This is a genomic window from Micromonospora sp. WMMD1128, from assembly GCF_027497235.1.
Taxonomy (GTDB): Bacteria; Actinomycetota; Actinomycetes; order Mycobacteriales; family Micromonosporaceae; genus Micromonospora.
Window position 1 is genome coordinate 6447780 of sequence record NZ_CP114902.1, and the last position, 18344, is coordinate 6466123.

Sequence of the window (18344 nt, forward strand, 5' to 3'; positions counted from 1 at the left end):
CACAACCGGAACCTTAGTCAACCTCGGCCCGTTACCCACGCCCGGCGCGGTCGATCCACCCCGCGACCGATAGGCTGGCGATCCCATGTCCGAAGCCTCCGCCGCCGCTTCCGCCGCCGCTCGCCCCGAGCTGACCGCCGCGCAGCGCAACGCCGTCGCCGAACTGCTCCGCGTCTCCCCGGTCGCCGACGAGTTGGGCCGGCGTTTCGCCCGAGCCGGTCACGAACTGCACCTGGTAGGCGGTTCGGTCCGGGACGCGTTGCTCGGCCGGCTCGGCAACGACCTGGACTTCTGCACCGACGCCCACCCGGACGACACCGTGAAGGTCATCCGGGGCTGGGCCGAGTCGATCTGGGAGACCGGCCGCGAGTTCGGCACCATCGCCTGCCAGCGCGACGGCCTCAACCTGGAGATCACCACCTTCCGGGCAGAGGTCTACGACCAGGTGAGCCGCAACCCGGTGGTGCGGTACGGCACCAGCCTGACCGAGGACCTGAAGCGCCGCGACTTCACCGTCAACGCGATGGCGGTGAGCCTCCCGGAGCACCGGTTCACCGACCCGTACGGCGGCCTGGCCGACCTCGCCGCGAAGATCATCCGTACCCCGGGCACGCCTGAGGAATCGTTCCGCGACGACCCGTTGCGGATGCTGCGCGCGGCCCGGTTCGCCGCCCAGCTCCGCTTCGCCGTCCACCCCGACGTCCGCGCCGCGATGGCCCGGATGGCCGGCGACCTCGACCGGATCACCGCCGAGCGGATCCGGGACGAGTTCACCAAGCTGCTGTGCGGAGCCGATCCGGTGACCGGGCTGCGCCTGCTCGTCGACACCGGCCTGGCCGAGCGTTTCCTGCCGGAGCTGACCGGTCTCAAGCTCACCATCGACGAGCACGCCCAGCACAAGGACGTCTACGAGCACACGCTGACCGTGGTCACCAACGCCATGTCGATGGAGTCCGAAGGCTGCGACTTCGTGCTGCGGATGGCCGCGCTGATGCACGACGTCGGCAAGCCCGGCACCAAGGCGGTCGGCTCGGACGGCCGGGTCAGCTTCCACCACCACGAGGTGGTGGGCGCCCGGCTCACCAAGGCCCGGATGAAGGCGCTGCGCTATCCCAAGGACGTCACCTCCCAGGTGGTCAAGCTGGTCGGGCTGCACCTGCGCTTCTATGGGTACGGTCGGGGCGAGTGGACCGACTCGGCGGTGCGGCGGTACGTCACCGACGCCGGTGACCTGTTGTCCCGGCTGCACAAGCTGACCCGTTCCGACTGCACCACCCGCAACCGTCGCAAGGCGGCCCAGCTCGCCGCCGACTACGACGCGCTGGAGGAGCGGATCGCCCGGATCGCGGCCGAGGAGGACCTGGCCCGGGTCCGCCCCGACCTGGACGGCAACGCGATCATGGAGCTGCTCGGCGTACCGCCGGGGCCGGTGGTCGGCCGCGCCTGGCAGCACCTCAAGGAGTTGCGCCTGGAGCGCGGGCCGCTGGACCGCGACGAGGCCGAGGCGGAGTTGCTGCGTTGGGCGCGCGTCGAGGGCATCCTCGACCGAGAGTGACGACGATACGGCGGCGTGTCGACCGAAAGGTTGACGCGTGTCGGTCGATGTCTCCCGCATGATGAAGGTCATCACCAGCCCACCCGGATCGACGGGTGCGGCTGTCCTGATCGCATCCGCCCGTCCGCATCGGACGGTCGCTGGACACGGGGAGACTATTCAGTGTCACGTCACGGCGTGCTGCGCCGCTCCGCGCTGGTGGGGCTCGCTCTCACCTCCGCCACCTCCATCATCTGCGCCGCCTCGGGCGGCGCCGCCTCGGCCGACCCGGGTCCGAAGCGGGCCCCGGTCCGGGGCACCGACACGGCCGGGGCGGTGCCCGGCCGCTACATCGTCGTCCTCAAGGATGGCAAGGTCAGCCCGGCCAGGGTGAAGTCCGCCGCGTCGGCCCTGGCCGGTGAGCACGGCGGCACCGTCCGCCGGGTCTTCGGCAAGGCCTTGAACGGCTACTCCGCCAGCATGAACAGCCGGCAGGCCGAGCGCCTGGCCGCGGACCCGGACGTCGAGTTCGTCCAGCAGGTCCAGCGCTGGCAGGCCAACGGCACCCAGGACGACGCGCCCTGGGGCCTGGACCGGATCGACCAGCTCGGCGCGAAGGCCGACGGCACGTACACCTACTCGGCGACCGGTGCCGGAGTGACCGCCTACGTCATCGACACCGGCATCGACATCGACCACCAGGACTTCGGCGGGCGGGCCAGCTACGGCTACGACGCCGTCGACGACGACGACGTCGCGCAGGACTGCGACGGGCACGGCACGCACGTGGCCGGCACCCTCGGCGGCACGAAGTACGGCGTCGCCAAGGACGTCGCGCTCGTCGCCGTCCGGGTGCTCAACTGCGAGGGCACAGGCACCAGCGAGCAGATCGTCGCCGGCATCGAGTGGGTCACCGAGCACGCCACCGGCCCGTCCGTGGCCAACATGAGCCTCGGATTCAACGGCGTGGACGAGGCGGTCGACGTCGCCCTGACCCGGTCCATCGCCCTCGGCACCACCTACGCGGTCGCGGCCGGCAACAGCATGCAGGACGCCTGCGGGGTCTCACCGGCGCGGGTGGCGCCCGCCATCACGGTCGGCGCGACCGACCAGATCGACTTCCGGGCCTGGTTCTCCAACTACGGCAGTTGCCTCGACACGTTCGCGCCCGGCACCGCCATCGTGTCCGCGAAGGCCGGCACCACGAACGGCTCGGTCTCGTTCAGCGGCACGTCGATGGCCTCTCCGCACGTCGCGGGCGCCGCCGCGCTGGCGCTTGAAGCACACCCGACCTGGACCCCGCAGCAGGTGCGCAACTCGCTCGTCACCACCGGCGTCAGCGGCGCGGTGCACGACACCATGGGCTCGCTCGACCGGCTCCTGCACGTCGGTACCCCGGCCACGGTCCGGTCCGCGTACGGGCTCAAGGCCCGGATCAACGGCCTGCACGTCACCGCGGACAGCGCCGGCAACAAGGCGCTCGTCGCGCGCGGCACCTCGGTCGGCGCCTGGGAGAAGTACGACGTGGTCGACGCCGGCGACGGCCTGTACGGGCTGCGCGCCACCGTCAACAACAAGTTCGTGACCGCGGACAGCGCCGGCAACAAGCCGCTGATCGCCCGCGCCGACACCATCGGCGCCTGGGAGAAGTTCCAGATCGCCGACAACAACGACGGCAGCGTCAGCCTCAAGGCGGCGGTCAACGGCAAGTACGTCACCGCGCCGAGCGCCACCTCACCGCTGATCGCCAGCAAGGCGGCCATCGGCACCGCCGAGAAGTTCGACTTCGACGCGCCCGCCCCGGTCGTCGGCATCAAGGCGGTGGCCAATGGCAGCTACGTGACGGCGGAGAGCGCCGGCAGCAAACCGCTGATCGCCCGCAGCGCCACGGTCGGCGCCTGGGAGAAGTTCGAGGTGGTGAGCGTCGGTGACGGCTTCTTCAGCCTGCGGGCGCTCGTCAACAACAAGTTCGTGACCGCGGACAGCGCCGGCAACAAGCCGCTTATCGCCCGGGGCACGGAGATCGGCAACTGGGAGGTCTACGACTTCCTCGACTACAACGCCGACGGCTCGGTCTACCTGCGGGCGAACGCCAACGGCAAGGCGGTCACCGGCGGCGGCGAGCTGATCGCCAGCCGCACCATCGACTGGGACAGCGAGACCCTGGGCCTGGGCACCGACGAGAAGTTCATCTTCGCCGCGCTCTGACCCGTACCACGCACGGCGCCCGCCGGCTCCCCTCGGGAACCGGCGGGCGCCGTCGTACGTCACGGGTTGACCGTGCTGCCGTCCACCGTGGTCTTGCCGTTGGTGTGCGCGCTGCCCAGCCGGGCGAGCAGCCCGGCCAGGTCGATGCCGGTCAGGTCGCTGCCGAGCTGGAGGCCCTGGGCGACGTTGCCGGCCACCGACTTGGTGAGCGACGAGGCGCCGTCGGTGGAGATGACCGTCATCTTGTCGATCGCGCCGATCGGGGCGCTGGCCGCGCCGACCACCTCGGGCAGCACCTTGACCAGCAGGTCCAGCACCGCGGCCTCGCCGTACGCGGCGAACGCCTCGGCCTTGCGGGCCATCGCGTCGGCCTCCGCCTGGCCCTTCGCCAGGATGGCCGCGGCCTCGGCCTGGCCCTCCCGCTCGACCGCCTCGGCGATCGCGGAACGCCGGCGCTGCTCCGCCTCACCTTCCTTGGCGCCCTCGATCGCGTTCGCCTCGGCCAGCGCGGCGCGGCGGGCCCGCTCACCCTCACCGGTGAGCCGGGACTGCTCGGCGACGGCTTGGGCGGCGGCGATGGTGGCCTGCCGCTCCGCGTCGGCGCGCAGCACCGCCGCGTTGCGGTTGGCCTCGGCCTCCTGCTCCACCTTGTACCGCTGCGCGTCGGCGGGCTTGCGCACCTCGGTGTCGAGCTGACGCTGCTTCAGCTCGGCGTTGCGCTCGGCCACCTTCTGCTGCTCGGAGAGGATGGCCTGGTCCCGCTCGGCCTGGGCGAGCGGACCGGCCGCCGCCGACTTCGCCTTCGCCGCGTCGATCTCGGCCTGGATGCCGGCCTGCTTGAGCGACAGGTTGCGGTTCGCCTCGGCGATCGCCTCCTCGGCGAGCAGCCGTTCCTGCTCGGCGGCCTGCCGGGCGCGGGCCTCGGCGATGGCCGCGTCCTTGAGCACCCGGGCGGCCTCGGGCCGACCCAGGTCGGCCAGGTACGACCCTTCGGCCAGGATGTCCTGGAGCTGGAACGTGTCCAGCACCAGACCCTGGTTGGTCATCGAGTGCTCGGCCTCCTCGGCGACCGCGCTGGCGAACGCGGCCCGGTCCCGGATGACCTCCTCGACGGTGAGCCGGCCGACGATCGAGCGCAGCGCGCCGGCCAGCACCTCCCGGGTGAAGTTGTCGATCTCGTCCTGCTGGTGCAGGAAGCGCTGGGCGGCGGCCCGGATCGCGTCCTCGGTGCCGCCGACCTTGACGATCGCGACGCCGTGCAGGTCGGCGCGGATGCCCTGCTTGCTCACCGCGCCCCGGATGCCGACGTCGATGCGCCGGCTGGACAGGTCGAGGGACTGGAGCTTCTGGACCACCGGCAGCACGAACACCGAGGCGCCGAGCACGACCTTCTGCCCGGACATGTCGGTGGATCGGATGCCCTCGGCGGTCTGGGTGGTCCGGCCCTTGCGGCCGGTGACGATGAACGCCTCGTTCGGCCCGGCCACCTTGATCCGGGAGAGCACGAAGAAGATGAGCAGGACGGCGAGGAGGACCGCGCCGCCGATGGCGACGAGCAGGGGCATGGGGGTTCCCGTCTGTGCTGAGGGTTTCAGTAGGTCTCGACGTGCACGCTGGTTTCGCTCAGTGCTTCGACCACGAAGATCCGGGCGCCGACCGCGAGCGGCCGGTCGGCACGGGCGTTGAGTTTGACCGGCTGGCCGGCGAGCCGCACCCGGACCTCGCCGTAGCCGCTGGCGGGGATCGGGGTCACGACCAGGCCGACCGCGCCGGCCAGATGGTCCCGGGTGGGGGTGGGATCGGTGCGCATGTTGCGGGCCGCGCGGCTCAGTCGGGCCGCCAGCCAGGCGGTGGGCACGGCGGCGAGCGCGCCGCCGGCCACCGCCGCCACGATCATTCCGGGGGTACGCGCCCCGAGCAGCTCGTTGACGATCGCGGCGCCGAACCCGAACGCTCCGGTGAACCCGGCGACCGCCTCCAGCGACACCGGCCCGTCCACGTCCGGCTGGCCGAGGTGCAGCACTCCCGAGCCGAGCAGAGCGAGCGTCAGCACGCCGACCCCGGCTCCGCCGATGATCAGGAAGATGAGCGTCCCTGTGGCCACGACCTGCACGGTAGCCGGGTTGTGCAACATCCACTGCGTCCAGCGGCCGTTCAGCTTCGGCTGAGCGTGCGCTCAGCGCGGCGCGATCGTCACCGCCAGGTCGACAAGTTGTCTCGGCAGCGGCTGGCGGACCAGTACCCGGCCGGTGGTGTCGGCGAGCGCGAAGTCACCCGACCCGTACGGCAGGCGGTAGAGCAGTCGATCGCCGGTGACCCAGACGACGTCGGCGCTCGGAAGCGGGTTCACCACCCGGCCGGTCGCCGTCTCCACCAGCAGCGGCTCCTGCTGGCCCTGCACGACCGCCAGCTTTGCGTCCGGCGACCAGGACCACGGCCCGGCCGGGTCTCCGGGCAGCGGCTCGAAGCGGGTCGGGCGGCCGGTGTCGGCGGAGAAGAACTGGACTCCCCGCCGGGGGTGCCGGACCGCCTCGGACCGGGGGCGACTCGGATCGGTCTGCTGGAGCAGCACCTCCCGACCGTCCGGGCTCCAGAGGAAGAAGCAGTAGTCGGTGCAGAGGAACCGCTGACTGTCGACGAAGTGGTAGCGCTTCGCGCCGTCGGTGCCGAGCACGATGAAGCCGAAGCGGTCGAGTTGGTCGGTGGTGAACAGCAGCCGCCGGCCGTCCGGCGACCAGCTCGGCGCCGACAGCGCGCGGCCCACCTCGTACCACCGGGTCTTTCCGGTGGTGAGGTCGAACAGGCCGATCTCCCGGGGGCGGTCGTCGTCCCGGACCGCGACGAGGGAGCCGGTCGGCGCCGGGTAGATGCCGTCGTAGCGGTCGGTGGCGAAGTATCGCCCGCGTCCGCGGTCGAGCAGGAACCCGCTGCCGGAACCGCCGGTCACCTGCGCCCGGGTGACCACCCACTCGCCGGGTAGCACCAGCGGGCTGTCCGCCCAGTCCGCGCCGGGTTCGGTCCGGAGCACCGGCGACGGGGTGACGGTGACCGGCGGCGTGGTCGGCGGCGGGGTGGGGGCGGGCCGGAGCAGCACGAACGGCAGGGTCACCGCGACCACCGCGACAAGCACGGCGGCGGCCGTGGCGACCCGCCGCCGGCGACGCAACCGGCGACCCCGGCCGATCGCCCGCCACGCCAGGTCCGGCGCGGGCGTCGCGTCGGCGGCCAGGTCGCGTACGGCCGTCCGCAGCGTCTCGTCCAGGGACGTGCTCATCGGGTCACCTCCGCCGGGGTGGTCAGCTCGTCGAGCGCCGGCACGAGTTGCCGGAGCCGGGCCAGCGCCTTGGCGCTCTGGCTGGCCACGGTGCCGGGGCGGCAGCCGAGCAGCGCGGCGGTCTGCTCGACGCTGAGATCCTCCAGGTAGCGCAGCGTCAGCACCGCCCGCTGGCGGGGCGGCAGCGCGCGCAGCGCGTCCCGCAGCAGCAGCCGCAGGTCACTGTCGTCACCGGCGGCCGGCCGCTCCGGCAGGTCAGCCACCGGCACCTCCGCGCGCCGCGCCCGCCGCCGCCAGCCGGAGACCTGGTCGTGGTAGAGGATCCGTTTCACGTACGGCTCCGCGTCGCCGTGGATCCGGGACCACCGGGCGTACGTCTTGGCCAGCGCGTTCTGCAGCAGGTCCTCCGCCGCGTGCTGGTTGCCGGCCAGCGCGTACGCGACCCGCAGCAGGGCCGCTCCCCGCTCGTTGACGAACGCGGTGAACTCCCCGTCGACCTCGGCCACCGTCCACCTCCGTCTCTCAGACGCCCGGTGCGCGAGAAACGTTGCCCGCCGCGCGACAATGGGCGGCATGCGCTGGACCGTGCTCGACTCGCCGATCGGGGAGTTCTCCGTCGGCACCGACGCCGACGCGGTGCGCGGCGCGCACTTCGGCCGGGTGCCCTCCGCCGCCGACGAGCCCGGCGACGACGCGTCCCGGCTGGCCGTGACCGAGCTGCGGGCCTACTTCGCCGGTGAGCTGACCGCGTTCACCGTGCCGGTGTCGGCGCCGCGCGGCTCCGAGTTCGAGCGGGCGGTGTGGCGGGAGATGACCCGCATCCCGTATGGGGAGACGACCACCTACGGCGAGGTGGCGCGGGCGCTCGGTGACCCGGGCGCGGCCCGCGCGGTCGGGGTGGCGTGCAATCGCAACCCGGTGCCGGTGATCGTGCCCTGCCATCGGATCGTCGGCGCGGGCGGCAAGCTGGTCGGCTTCGGCGGCGGGCTGCCCCGCAAGGTGACCCTGCTGGAGCTGGAGGCCGGAGTCGCGCTGCGGCACGCCTGGTCCTGACCGTCCTTCCCACCCACCCACCTCCCTCGGGCCCCCAGCGCGGTGATCATGAGGTTGGCGGCGCTTCGCCGTCCGATTTGTCGCCGCCAACCTCATGATCACCCTTCTCCGGCGGGACGCCCGGAAGGGCTCACCAGAACCAGCGAGGGCCGGGTCCCGACGGACCCGGCCCTCCGATGTGCTGGCGTCAGCGCGTCAGCGCTCGACCTCGCCCTTGATGAAGGACTCGACGGCGGCGTGCGCGTCGTGGTCGGCGTACTGCTCCGGCGGGGACTTCATGAAGTAGGACGAGGCGGAGAGAATCGGGCCACCGATCTTCCGGTCCAGCGCGATCTTCGCGGCCCGGACGGCGTCGATGATGACGCCGGCCGAGTTCGGCGAGTCCCACACCTCAAGCTTCAGCTCCGCGTTCAGCGGGGTGTCACCGAAGGAACGGCCCTCCAGACGGATGTACGCCCACTTGCGGTCGTCCAGCCACGGCACGTGGTCGGACGGGCCGATGTGCACGTCGCTCTTCTGCATCTCGTGCGGGATCTGGGACGTCACCGACTGGGTCTTCGAGATCTTCTTCGATACCAGGCGGTTGCGCTCCAGCATGTTCATGAAGTCCATGTTGCCGCCGAAGTTGAGCTGGTACGTGCGCAGCAGCTCGACCCCACGGTCCTCGAAGAGCTTCGCCAGCGCGCGGTGCACGATGGTGGCGCCGACCTGGCTCTTGATGTCGTCGCCGACGATCGGCAGGCCGGCGTCGGTGAACTTCTGCGCCCACTCCGGGTCGGAGGCGATGAACACCGGCAGGGCGTTGACGAACGCGCAACCGGCGTCGATCGCGGCCTGGGCGTAGAACTTGTCGGCCTGCTCGGAGCCGACCGGCAGGTAGGAGACGACCACGTCGACCTGCGCGTCGCGCAGCGCCTGCGCCACGTCAACCGGCTCGGCGTCCGACTCCTCGACGATCTCGCGGTAGTACTGGCCCAGACCGTCGAAGGTCGGACCGCGCTGGACGCTGACGCCGGTGGGCGGCACGTCGCAGAGCTTGATGGTGTTGTTCTCGCTGGCGACGATCGCCTCCGCGAGGTCCATGCCCACCTTCTTGGCGTCCACGTCGAACGCCGCGACAAACTCCACGTCCGATACGTGGTAGTCGCCGAAGGTGACGTGCATGAGACCCGGGACGCGGTCGGTCGGGTCGGCGTTCCGGTAGTACTCCACGCCCTGCACGAGGGACGAGGCGCAGTTACCCACACCGACGATGGCGACGCGGACGGAGCCCATAGCGTCTGCCTCCTTCTTCTTCATCACGGCCGCTCTGACCTGGACGTTCCAGGCGTGGGCGGGCTGTCGTTGTCTCCTCGGCCGCCGGCCGTCCGGGGTTCCGGGGTGGTCGGGGCCCGGCCGGAGCGCTCGTTGGCGATGAGCTCCTCCAGCCAGCGGACCTCGCGCTCGCAGGCGTCGAGCCCGTGGCGCTGCAGTTCCAGGGTGTACGCGTCGAGGCGCTCGGCTGCCCGGCCGAGCACGTCCCGAAGACCTTCGCGACGTTCCTCGATCTTGCGACGGCGACCTTCCAGGATCCGGAGCCGGGTGGCCTGGTCGGTCCGGGCGAAGAACGCGAAGTGCACGCCGAAGCCCGTGTCGTCGTACGTCTCGGGTCCAGCCTGCGCTATGAGCTGGGCGAAGCGTTCCTTGCCCTCCGCGGTGATGGTGTAGACCACCCGACCACGTCGGCTGGTCAACGCGGGAACCTCCTCGGCGGTCGCGGGTGTCTCGGCGGCCTCGGTGATCCATCCCGCCGCCTGCAACCGGCGCAGGGTCGGGTAGAGCGAGCCGTAGCTGATCGCCGCCCGGATGGCGCCGAGCTTGGCGGTCAACTCCTTGCGCAGCTCGTAGCCGTGCATCGGAGCCTCCTGCAGGAGGCCCAGGATGGCGAACTCGAGCACGGGCGCCGTCCCTTCTTTCCCCCTGCGCGGAGCGCTAACCACCGCGATGTATCGGGCCGATACATCGAACCGTAGCGGAGACGGGTGGCCAGGGCAAACCCCCGGTTACGCGACGCGATCATCACCGATCGTGACCATGGTCGCCCCGGTTCGACGGAGCGCGTACCCTTCTCGGCATGCGTACGCAGCGCCAGGTGGTCGACTACTCGCTCCAGAAGCGAGCGGTGCTGCGTGAACTCCTCGCCGGGCGGATCGGCACGTACGACGTCTGCGACGCCTCGCCGTACCTGAAGAATGCCGCCCGCTTCCACGGTGAGCCGACCGACCGCCGCTGCCCCATCTGCCGCAGCGAGAACCTGATCCACGTCCACTACATTTACGGTGACGAACTCAAGCAGTCGGCCGGTCAGGCGCGTACCCGGGCGGAGTTGCCCGTCCTGGCCATGACGCTGCGTGAGTTTCAGGTGTTCGTGGTGGAGGTCTGCCCCGGCTGCGACTGGAACCACCTCGTCGAGCAGTTCCTGCTCGGGCGGGACGGGCTCGCGGGCGAGGCGCCGGACGCGACCGGATCGGCCGTCGTCGACGGCTCCACCCCTCGGCGAAGGCGAGAGGCGCAACGGTGAACGCGGCTGTCCCGATCGTCGCCGGCCCGATCCCCGGGCGGCACGGCCGACAGTCATTAAGCGTAATTGATCCGAATAGGTCGGATTTGACGGGTGCGCGCCGGCACGGCCGGCAGGTAGCGTCCCGTGTTCCAGCTCACGGCAACCCGGTGGCGACGCCCCCGCGTCCCACCGCGACCGGCAGGGTGTGAGGAATGAACTACGGCGATTCCAGTTCTTCGCGTGGGCGGGCCCAGATCCCGGGCCCGAACGGCGACCCGGGCTCCGAGCGGAGCCCGCGAGGGAACGGCTGGTCCGGCGCGCCGGAGGGCGGTGCCGCGGCACGCGCCTCGGTCACACCGCGCGGCGCCGGCGGCCGGGCCTCGGTCGGCGGCGCCGCTCCGGCGCCGCGCGGAGCCGCGGGTTCGGCCTCGGTGGGCCGCGCCGGAGCCGGCCGCGCCTCGGTGCCGGTCTCGCCGGCGCCCGGTGCCGCCGGGCGTGCCGGCGCCGGCCGGGCGTCGGTCCCGGTCTCCCCGGCCGGACCGGCCGGACGCGCCTCGGTGGGCGCGGCGAGCGTGGGCGCGGCCCGGGTCGGCGCGGGCGGCGCCGGGCGGGCGAGCGTCGGCGCCGCGCCGGTGGGCGGTCGTGCCGCCGTGGCCCGGGCCGGCGTGCCCGGCTACTCCGGCGGCGGGCCGGGTGGCCCCGGTGGCCCCGGTGGCCCCGGTGGCCCGACCGGCCCCGGCCGCGGTGGTCGAGGCGGTCGCGGCGAGGACTCGGCGCGGGCGAAGAAGCGCCGGCGGCTCAACATGCTGATCGCCGGCTTCGCCGTGTTCATCATGCTCGCCGGCATGGGCGTGGTCACCTTCACCTGGTATTCCACGAAGGTGGTGCTTCCGGAGGACACCATTCCGCCGCTGTCCACCACCGTCTACGACTCGACCGGCAAGACCGCCATCGCCCGGATCGGCGACCAGAACCGGCAGTTGGTCACCATCGACCAGATCCCGGAGCACGTCCAGCACGCGGTCGCGGCGGCGGAGGACCGAAACTTCTACCGCCACTCCGGCGTCGACTACAAGGGCATCGCGCGGGCCGCGTGGAACAACCTCAGCGGCGGCGACAAGCAGGGCGCCTCGACGATCACCCAGCAGTACGCCCGCAACGCGTTCGACAACCTGAACGAGGACTCGTACGGCCGCAAGGTGAAGGAGGCGATCCTCGCCTCGAAGCTGAACGACCGCTACGACAAGCAAGCGATCATGCAGCACTACCTGAACGTGATCTACTTCGGGCGCGGCGCGTACGGCATCCAGGCGGCGGCGCAGACCTACTTCAAGAAGAACGTCGACAAGCTGACCGTCGCCGAGGCCGCCGTGCTGGCCGCGCTGATCAAGCAGCCCGAGCCGAGCGCCACGCACCAGGGCTACGACCCGGCGGTCAACCCGACGGACGCGCTGGACCGGTGGAACTACGTCGTCAACGGCATGATCAGCGAGAAGTGGCTGGACGCGCCGAACATGCCGGCGCACCCCACCGAATACCCGAAGAACATCGCGAAGCCGTCGAAGAACAGCGCCGGCGGCTTCGGCATCGACACCCCGTACGGCAACGTCGTCAACTACGTCTCGCAGGAACTGCGCGAGATGAACCTCTGCACCGACGACGAGGCCAAGGTGACGAACGACACCCCGCTCTGCGCGAAGGCGCTGAGCCGTGGCGGCTACAAGATCACCACGACGATCGACAAGAAGATGCAGGACGCGGTGCTCGACGCGGCCCAGCGGGCCAAGAAGGGCTCCGCGCTCGACGGGGAGCCGAAGAACCTGATGGCCGCCGTGGTGTCCATCGACCCGAAGACCGGCGGCGTGCGCGCCTACTACGGCGGCGACAACGGCACCGGCACTGACTACGCCGGCAAGAACGTCGACAACGGCGTGGTCAGCGGCGGTCACTCGCCGGGTTCGAGCTTCAAGATCTACACGCTGGCGGCGGCGCTCAAGGCCGGCATCTCGGTCAAGTCGCGGTGGAAGGGCTCGGCGTTCACGCCGAAGGGCACCAAGTTCAAGGTGAGCAACGCCGGCGCCGACAAGGTCTCCTGCGGCGACTCCTGCACGCTCGAAGCGTCGACGCTCAAGTCGCTCAACGTGCCGTTCTACTACATCACCGAGGAGATCGGCCCGGACAAGGTGCTCGACATGGCCAAGCAGGCCGGCGTCACCACCATGTGGCGCACCGACACCAACCCGGCCAAGGCGTACGACCTGACCGACGCCGACCCGAAGGACCTGGCCCCGTCGCCGTTCTTCAACGTGATCGGCTACGGCCAGTACCCGATCACCGTGCTCGACCACGCCAACGGTGTCGCCACCTTCGCCAACCAGGGCGTCTACAACAAGGCGCACTTCATCAAGAAGGTCCAGAAGCAGAACCCGCAGACCGGCAAGTGGGACACGGTCGGCGGCGAGAAGCTCAAGCCCCAGCCGCGGATCGACAAGGACATCGTCGCCGACGTCACCTCCGTGCTGGAGCAGTACCCGGCCCACGTGAACCGCCGGCTCGACGACGGTCGCAAGGCCGCCGAGAAGACCGGCACCTGGGAACTCGGCGACGGCAGCACCCGCAACGGCGACGCCTGGATGATCGGCTACACGCCGCAGCTCGCCACCGCGGTCTGGGTCGGCAACCTGGGCGACCGCAAGGCGATCAAGACCAAGGGCGGCGCGGACATCAGCGGCGCCCGGATGCCGGGTGAGATCTTCCAGCGCTTCATGAACGACGCGCTCAAGGGCAAGGACAAGGAAGACTTCCCGCCGGCGGCGAACATCGGCAAGGACGACGCCGGCAACGGTGAGATGCCGGCACCTCCGCCCCCGCCGCCGGGACCCGGCGGTCAGAACTGCGACCCGCTGGGCCTGTTCTGCCCCGACGGTAACCAGGGCGGCAACCAGGGTGGAAACCAGGGCGGCAATCAAGGTGGCAACCAGGGTGGCAACCAGGGTGACGGTCCGCCCAACGGCCCCGGCGGCGGTGGCCGAGGCGGCGGAATCCTGCCGAGCACACCACCGACACGACAGACGAACTGACGCGTACGACCTGACGGCGGCGGCCGGACCCGAGTGGTCCGGCCGCCGCCGCGTTTCGCGTACCGGAATTTTCCCGCGCGCGGCGGGACGCCGAGCCCTCGGGTACGGCAGGATGCGTCTCCATGAGCACCCAGTCGACCGCAGGCATCGATGAGCCCGGCGCGTCCGGGGAGGCGCCCCGACCCGGAGCGACCGCCGACCACCCGTCCCGTTCGGACTGGTTCGTGCGAGGCACGTCCGGCCTGATCGGCGGGCCGCTCGGTGACCACGCCGTCGCCCTGGACCGGCCGGCCGATCGCGAGGGCCGGTTCTGGACCGCCGCGCGGATCGTGCTGGCCCTGGTCTGCCTCACGCTCGCCCTGCACTGGGTGCAGAAGTCGCCCTGCCAGGACGGCGCCTGGCAGAACAACGTCCAGTACACCCGGATGTGCTACACGGACGTGCTGGCGCTCTATTACGCCGAAGGGCTCAACGAGGGCAAGGTGCCCTACGCCGACCACCCGGTGGAATACCCGGTGCTGACCGGATACTTCATGGGGGCGCTCGGCCTGCCGGTGCACTCCCTCGGCGTCGACAAGCCGACCATCAACCAGGGGCAGTGGTTCTACAACCTCAACGCGCTGGTCCTGGGCGCGCTCGCGGTCGCCACCGTCGCGGTCATCCTCAACCTGCGCCGCCGACGACCATGGGACGCGGCGCTTTTCGCCCTCGCCCCGGCGCTGGTGCTCACCGCCACCGTCAACTGGGACCTGCTCGCCGTCGGCCTCACCGCGTTCGGGCTGCTGGCCTGGGCGCGCACCCGATCCGACCGGCGTGAGCTGCTCATGGCCGGCGCGGCGGGCGCGCTGCTCGGGCTCGGCGGCGCGGCGAAGATGTGGCCGCTGTTCCTGCTCGGCCCCATCCTGGTCCTCACGCTGCGCGCCGGTCGACTGCGGGCCGGGCTCACCGCCACCGCCACCGCCCTGGTGGCGCTGGTCGCGGTCAACCTGCCGGTCGCCATCCCCTACCGGGAAAGTTGGGGCCGCTTCTTCGATTTGAACACCACCCGCCCCATCGACTGGGGCACGCTCTGGTACATCGGCCGCTACCTGGACGGCCGGATCAGCCCGTCCGCGCCAGGCGAACTCGGCCCGTTCGAATGGCTGAACGCGAACATCGCCACCCTCAACTGGGTGTCGTACCTGTTGTTCGGGCTGGCCTGTCTCGGCGTGGCCGCACTCGCGCTGCTCGCCCCGCGCCGACCTCGGCTGGCCCCGCTCGCCTTCCTGGTGGTCGCCGCCTTCCTGATCTTCAGCAAGGTCTGGTCGCAGCAGTTCGTGCTCTGGCTGCTGCCGCTCGCGGTGCTCGCCCGACCCCGCTGGGGCGCGTTCCTGGCCTGGCAGTTCGCCGAGGTCTGCTACTTCGCCGCCTTCTACGGCGAACTGCTCGGCACCGCCACCTCCCGGCCGATCTTCCCCGAGGGCGTGTTCGTGCTCGCCTCCAGCCTGCGCCTGATCACCGTGGCGGTGCTCTGCGGCTTCATCATCCGGGACATCCTGCGCCCGGAAGAGGACGCGGTCCGGCAGACCTACGCCGACGACCCCGACGGCGGGGTGCTCGACGGCGCGCCCGACGCGCCCTGGTTGACGCGGAGGCGGCAGCGGGCCGCACCTACGGCGGCCACCCCGGCCGACGCGACCGCCTGAGTTGACGTCGGCCCGCCATCCGGGGGAGTGGTGATGGGCCTGTGACCGGAGACATCCGGGTGACGCCCACGAGGAGCACGTCGATCCTCGTGGGCGTTGCCCTGTTCTGCCTGGCCGGATGCTCCGTGGTGGACTCCCACGGGACCGCCACGGAGGTCGCGACCGAAGCGGTCCGCTCCCGGGCGGCACTCGCCCGCCGCGCCGCCGACGCCGTGCTTGCCGACGCGGACACGGCGGCACTCGGCCCGGAAGGGCGACTGGACGCGCTCGCCGAAGCCGCCGCGTCCGCCGACCGCGACGGAACGGTCTTCGCCCGCCGGGCCACCCCGGACGGCCGGTACGAGGTGGACGTCGCGTACGACGGCGTCGGCAGCGGCGGCGGATTCGTCGCGGCCGAGGTGCACATCCGGCTCTGCGTACGGCTGGCCGGCGCGGTGGACCCGAACCCCGGCGTCACGATGGTCGACGTGACCTGCGGCGCGGAACTGGACCGGCGGCCGGGACGAATCGACAAGGTCGTCCGTCTGAGCGACTGAGTCGACGCGCCTCCCCGCTCCTGCCGGCCAGGGACGCCCGGTCCCTTCGCGTGACCGCAACGCGCAGCCGTGAGGCGCAGGCGTCACAACCGGTAGACCACCGAGCCGTCGACCTGCTCCCGGGTCACGCCCAGCCCGTCCACCGGCCGGTCGAGCATCCCCTCCCACGGGGTGCCGCCGAGCTGTTCGGGGAGCACCACCACGGTCTTGACCCCGATCCGCCGCAGGTAGTCGATGCTGGCGTAGTCGGGAAAGCTGACCGTGGCGTCACGGGTCCGGGCCTGCGAGTCCGGGGTGAAGCCACTGCCGCCGTTCACCATCGGCTGGAACCGGTCGGTGGACCAGAGCATCACCGGCTGGTCCAGATTCGGGCTGCTGGGCAGCACCAGCATCGGCCCGTCGACGGTACGCATCACCGCCGGCTGCTGCGGCACCACCGGGTGCGGGGTGACGTTCAACCCCTCCACGAGCACCAGCAGCAGCGGCAACAACGTGGCCAGCCGCAACCACGGGCCGGGCCACGGCGGAACCCGCTCCGCGGCGAGCTCGCGCACCCGGGCGCAGAACGCGGTGACCGCGCCGGCCGCGAGCAGCCCGAGCAGCAGCGTGGTCCACAGCATCATCCGACCCGGCGTACGCAGACCGTTCCAGCCCGGCAGGTAGTCGAAGAGCGGCACGTAGGTGAACCGGCCATCGAAGAACCGGGTGCCCATGGCCAGCGCCATCGTCACCAGCACCCCGGCGAGCAGGAACAGCCGGTGGCGGACCCGCCAGACGGAGAAGAACAACCCGCCGGCGGCGAGCGCGTACAGCGCGAAGCCCGGCAGCAGCGTCATCTCCGGCGACCAGGGCAACACGGCCCGCGCACCCTCGTGCAGCTCGCCCCACACCCGGGACTCGGCCGGCGCGGTGAAGAAGCCGCTGGCCGGCGGCGAGTAGAGCTGGACCTCGGCGAGCGAGCGCGCCGCGTTCGGATGCGCCTCGGCGACCGTGAAGAACGGAATCGCCAGCAGCACGCCCACCGCGGCGAAGACGAGCCCACCGGCCAGGTCGGCCAGGAGCAGCCGCCGGCCGAACGGACGCTTCACCGAGCGCCGCCGCACGAACCACACCACCACCGCGACCAGCCCGACGCCGGCCAGCAGGTAGACGAACGGCAGCCCGATGCCGAAGCCGAGACTGAGCTGCCACGTGGCCACCAGCCAACCGGCGAGCGCCCAGCCCACGTGCCGCCGCCGCGGACGGTAGCCGTACCGCAGCGACCAGCCGTGACCGCGGGCGAGCATGGCAAGCGCCAGCGGGATGCCGCCGTTGGAGATGATGTGCAGGTGCCCGGCCTGGGCCAGCAGCCACGGCGCGTACGCGAAGCTCGCGCCGGCCACCGCGCCGCCGATCCGGCCCGCGCCGAGCTGCCGGGCCAGCGCGTACGCCCCGAACGCGGCGAGCGCGTGGGCCAGCACGAACATGATGTTGTAGCGCAGCACGGCGTGCTCCGGGCCGACACCGATCAGGCCGGCCGGGGCGTAACCGAGCAGCGTGTCCGAGAAGGCGAAACTCCAGTTCTCCGGGAAGAACGTGTTGGAGTGCCAGAGCATCGCCGGGTCGGTCCGCAGGATGTGCCCGGACCACGCCATCTGCCACGCCTGAAGGCTCGGGTCCCAGTAGTCCTGCGGCAGGGTGTAACGCGGGTAGCGCAGCGTGGGCCAGGTCATCGCCGCGGCCACCGCCAGCGCGGCGACGGCGGCGAGCGTCCACTCGTGCGCCAGGAACCGGCCCACCGCGCGGACCGCCCGGCGGGCCCGGCCCAGCACCGGCTCGGGCGCCGGACCGAACGCGGTCCAGGGATCCACCGGCCGCTCGCCGTCCGTACCGTCGATCCTGCTCTTGTCGCTGTCGTCCGTACCGTCGGGCTTGCTCTTGCCGCGGTCGCCGTCGCTCTTGCTGGCGGGCTTGCTCTCGCCATCGGTCTTGCCAACTGGCTTGCTCTCGTCGCGGTCGCGGTCGCGGTCGCCGTCGTTCTCGCTCCTGGCGTCCGCGTGGTCGGCCTCGTCCCCGTCGGCCTCGTCCCTGTCGGCGTCGCCGGTGCCGTCGGTCGCCGCGCCGGCCCTGTCGCCAGCTCCGACCTCGTTGTTCCTCCCGGCGTCGCGGCCCTTCCGGGTGCGGCCTTTCCTCCCGGCGTCGTTGCCCTTTCCGGCGCGGCCGTTCTTCCCTGCGTCGCGGCTCTTTCCGGCGCGGTCGTTCTTCCCGGCGTCGGTCCGCGCGGGGGCGGCCGGCGTGGTCTTTCCGGCGTCGGCCGATGGACCGTCCGCGCGGGTCTCCTGCGGCTTGTCGTCCGCCCCGCCCGGCGTCGGCTTCTGCTCGCCCACCGGGGTGCCCCCGGACGTCGATCGCGAAGCGGCGTCGGACCGGTCGGTCGTGCCGGAGTGCTCCAT

Annotated in this window: 14 protein-coding genes; 7 read left to right on the forward strand and 7 right to left on the reverse strand. The window is 71.7% G+C overall.

Annotation, left to right across the window (positions count from 1 at the left end):
- Positions 1-85 precede the first annotated feature (85 nt).
- Positions 86-1555, forward strand: coding sequence for a CCA tRNA nucleotidyltransferase (locus tag O7602_RS29315; RefSeq protein WP_281585815.1), 1470 nt, complete (start codon positions 86-88; stop codon positions 1553-1555).
- Positions 1556-1717: 162 nt separating this feature from the next.
- On the forward strand, positions 1718-3742 hold the full coding sequence (locus tag O7602_RS29320; protein WP_281585816.1) for a S8 family serine peptidase: 2025 nt from the start codon (positions 1718-1720) through the stop codon (positions 3740-3742).
- Between the two features lie 59 nt (positions 3743-3801).
- Here O7602_RS29320 and O7602_RS29325 read toward each other — a convergent pair whose 3' ends face one another.
- The 4 genes from O7602_RS29325 to O7602_RS29340 are packed head-to-tail and all read right to left on the reverse strand — an operon-like array spanning position 3802 to position 7522.
- Entirely contained in the window at positions 3802-5307 is a 1506-nt protein-coding gene (locus O7602_RS29325) for an SPFH domain-containing protein (protein WP_281585817.1), read from the reverse strand.
- Between the two features lie 26 nt (positions 5308-5333).
- Entirely contained in the window at positions 5334-5876 is a 543-nt protein-coding gene (locus tag O7602_RS29330) for a hypothetical protein (protein WP_281585818.1), read from the reverse strand.
- A 42-nt stretch (positions 5877-5918) separates the two neighbouring features.
- Positions 5919-7016 carry a hypothetical protein gene (locus O7602_RS29335; protein ID WP_281585819.1) on the reverse strand — a complete coding sequence of 366 codons (1098 nt, stop codon included), beginning with the start codon at positions 7014-7016 and terminating at the stop codon, positions 5919-5921.
- Complete coding sequence (locus O7602_RS29340) at positions 7013-7522, reverse strand: SigE family RNA polymerase sigma factor (protein ID WP_281585820.1); 510 nt, start codon at positions 7520-7522, stop codon at positions 7013-7015. Before O7602_RS29340 ends, O7602_RS29335 begins: the two co-directional genes overlap by 4 nt.
- A gap of 67 nt (positions 7523-7589) precedes the next feature.
- On the opposite strand from O7602_RS29340, the gene O7602_RS29345 reads away from it, so the two are divergent.
- Positions 7590-8069 carry a methylated-DNA--[protein]-cysteine S-methyltransferase gene (locus tag O7602_RS29345; protein WP_281585821.1) on the forward strand — a complete coding sequence of 160 codons (480 nt, stop codon included), beginning with the start codon at positions 7590-7592 and terminating at the stop codon, positions 8067-8069.
- Positions 8070-8264: 195 nt separating this feature from the next.
- Here the strand turns inward: O7602_RS29345 and O7602_RS29350 are convergent, their stop codons facing one another.
- Together O7602_RS29350 and O7602_RS29355 are read right to left on the reverse strand one after the other, a co-directional pair.
- Positions 8265-9344 carry an inositol-3-phosphate synthase gene (locus O7602_RS29350; RefSeq protein ID WP_281585822.1) on the reverse strand — a complete coding sequence of 360 codons (1080 nt, stop codon included), beginning with the start codon at positions 9342-9344 and terminating at the stop codon, positions 8265-8267.
- Positions 9345-9367: 23 nt separating this feature from the next.
- The gene (locus tag O7602_RS29355; RefSeq protein ID WP_281585823.1) at positions 9368-10006 is read right to left on the reverse strand and encodes a PadR family transcriptional regulator; all 639 of its coding nucleotides are present in this window, start codon (positions 10004-10006) and stop codon (positions 9368-9370) included.
- Between the two features lie 176 nt (positions 10007-10182).
- Between O7602_RS29355 and O7602_RS29360 the strand changes: the two genes are divergently transcribed.
- The 4 genes from O7602_RS29360 to O7602_RS29375 all read left to right on the forward strand — a co-directional run bounded on the left by O7602_RS29360 (position 10183) and on the right by O7602_RS29375 (position 15912).
- Positions 10183-10629, forward strand: coding sequence for a DUF5318 domain-containing protein (locus tag O7602_RS29360; RefSeq protein WP_281585824.1), 447 nt, complete (start codon positions 10183-10185; stop codon positions 10627-10629).
- Between the two features lie 194 nt (positions 10630-10823).
- Positions 10824-13691: a transglycosylase domain-containing protein gene (locus O7602_RS29365; protein WP_281585825.1), complete on the forward strand. Its 2868-nt coding sequence runs from the start codon at positions 10824-10826 to the stop codon at positions 13689-13691.
- Positions 13692-13813: 122 nt separating this feature from the next.
- The gene (locus tag O7602_RS29370; protein WP_281585826.1) at positions 13814-15376 is read left to right on the forward strand and encodes a glycosyltransferase 87 family protein; all 1563 of its coding nucleotides are present in this window, start codon (positions 13814-13816) and stop codon (positions 15374-15376) included.
- A gap of 89 nt (positions 15377-15465) precedes the next feature.
- Positions 15466-15912, forward strand: a complete 447-nt coding sequence (locus O7602_RS29375; protein WP_281585827.1) for a hypothetical protein — start codon at positions 15466-15468, stop codon at positions 15910-15912.
- Between the two features lie 83 nt (positions 15913-15995).
- Here O7602_RS29375 and O7602_RS29380 read toward each other — a convergent pair whose 3' ends face one another.
- Entirely contained in the window at positions 15996-18344 is a 2349-nt protein-coding gene (locus tag O7602_RS29380) for a hypothetical protein (protein WP_281590608.1), read from the reverse strand.

Coding starts and splice junctions, on each gene's coding strand:
- O7602_RS29315 (WP_281585815.1), top strand. CDS start 86: ATGTCCGAAGCCTCCGCCGCCGCTTCCGCCGCCGCTCGCCCCGAGCTG.
- O7602_RS29325 (WP_281585817.1), bottom strand. CDS start 5,307: ATGCCCCTGCTCGTCGCCATCGGCGGCGCGGTCCTCCTCGCCGTCCTG.
- O7602_RS29330 (WP_281585818.1), bottom strand. CDS start 5,876: ATGTTGCACAACCCGGCTACCGTGCAGGTCGTGGCCACAGGGACGCTC.
- O7602_RS29335 (WP_281585819.1), bottom strand. CDS start 7,016: ATGAGCACGTCCCTGGACGAGACGCTGCGGACGGCCGTACGCGACCTG.
- O7602_RS29345 (WP_281585821.1), top strand. CDS start 7,590: ATGCGCTGGACCGTGCTCGACTCGCCGATCGGGGAGTTCTCCGTCGGC.
- O7602_RS29350 (WP_281585822.1), bottom strand. CDS start 9,344: ATGGGCTCCGTCCGCGTCGCCATCGTCGGTGTGGGTAACTGCGCCTCG.
- O7602_RS29360 (WP_281585824.1), top strand. CDS start 10,183: ATGCGTACGCAGCGCCAGGTGGTCGACTACTCGCTCCAGAAGCGAGCG.
- O7602_RS29365 (WP_281585825.1), top strand. CDS start 10,824: ATGAACTACGGCGATTCCAGTTCTTCGCGTGGGCGGGCCCAGATCCCG.
- O7602_RS29370 (WP_281585826.1), top strand. CDS start 13,814: ATGAGCACCCAGTCGACCGCAGGCATCGATGAGCCCGGCGCGTCCGGG.
- O7602_RS29380 (WP_281590608.1), bottom strand. CDS start 18,344: ATGGAGCACTCCGGCACGACCGACCGGTCCGACGCCGCTTCGCGATCG.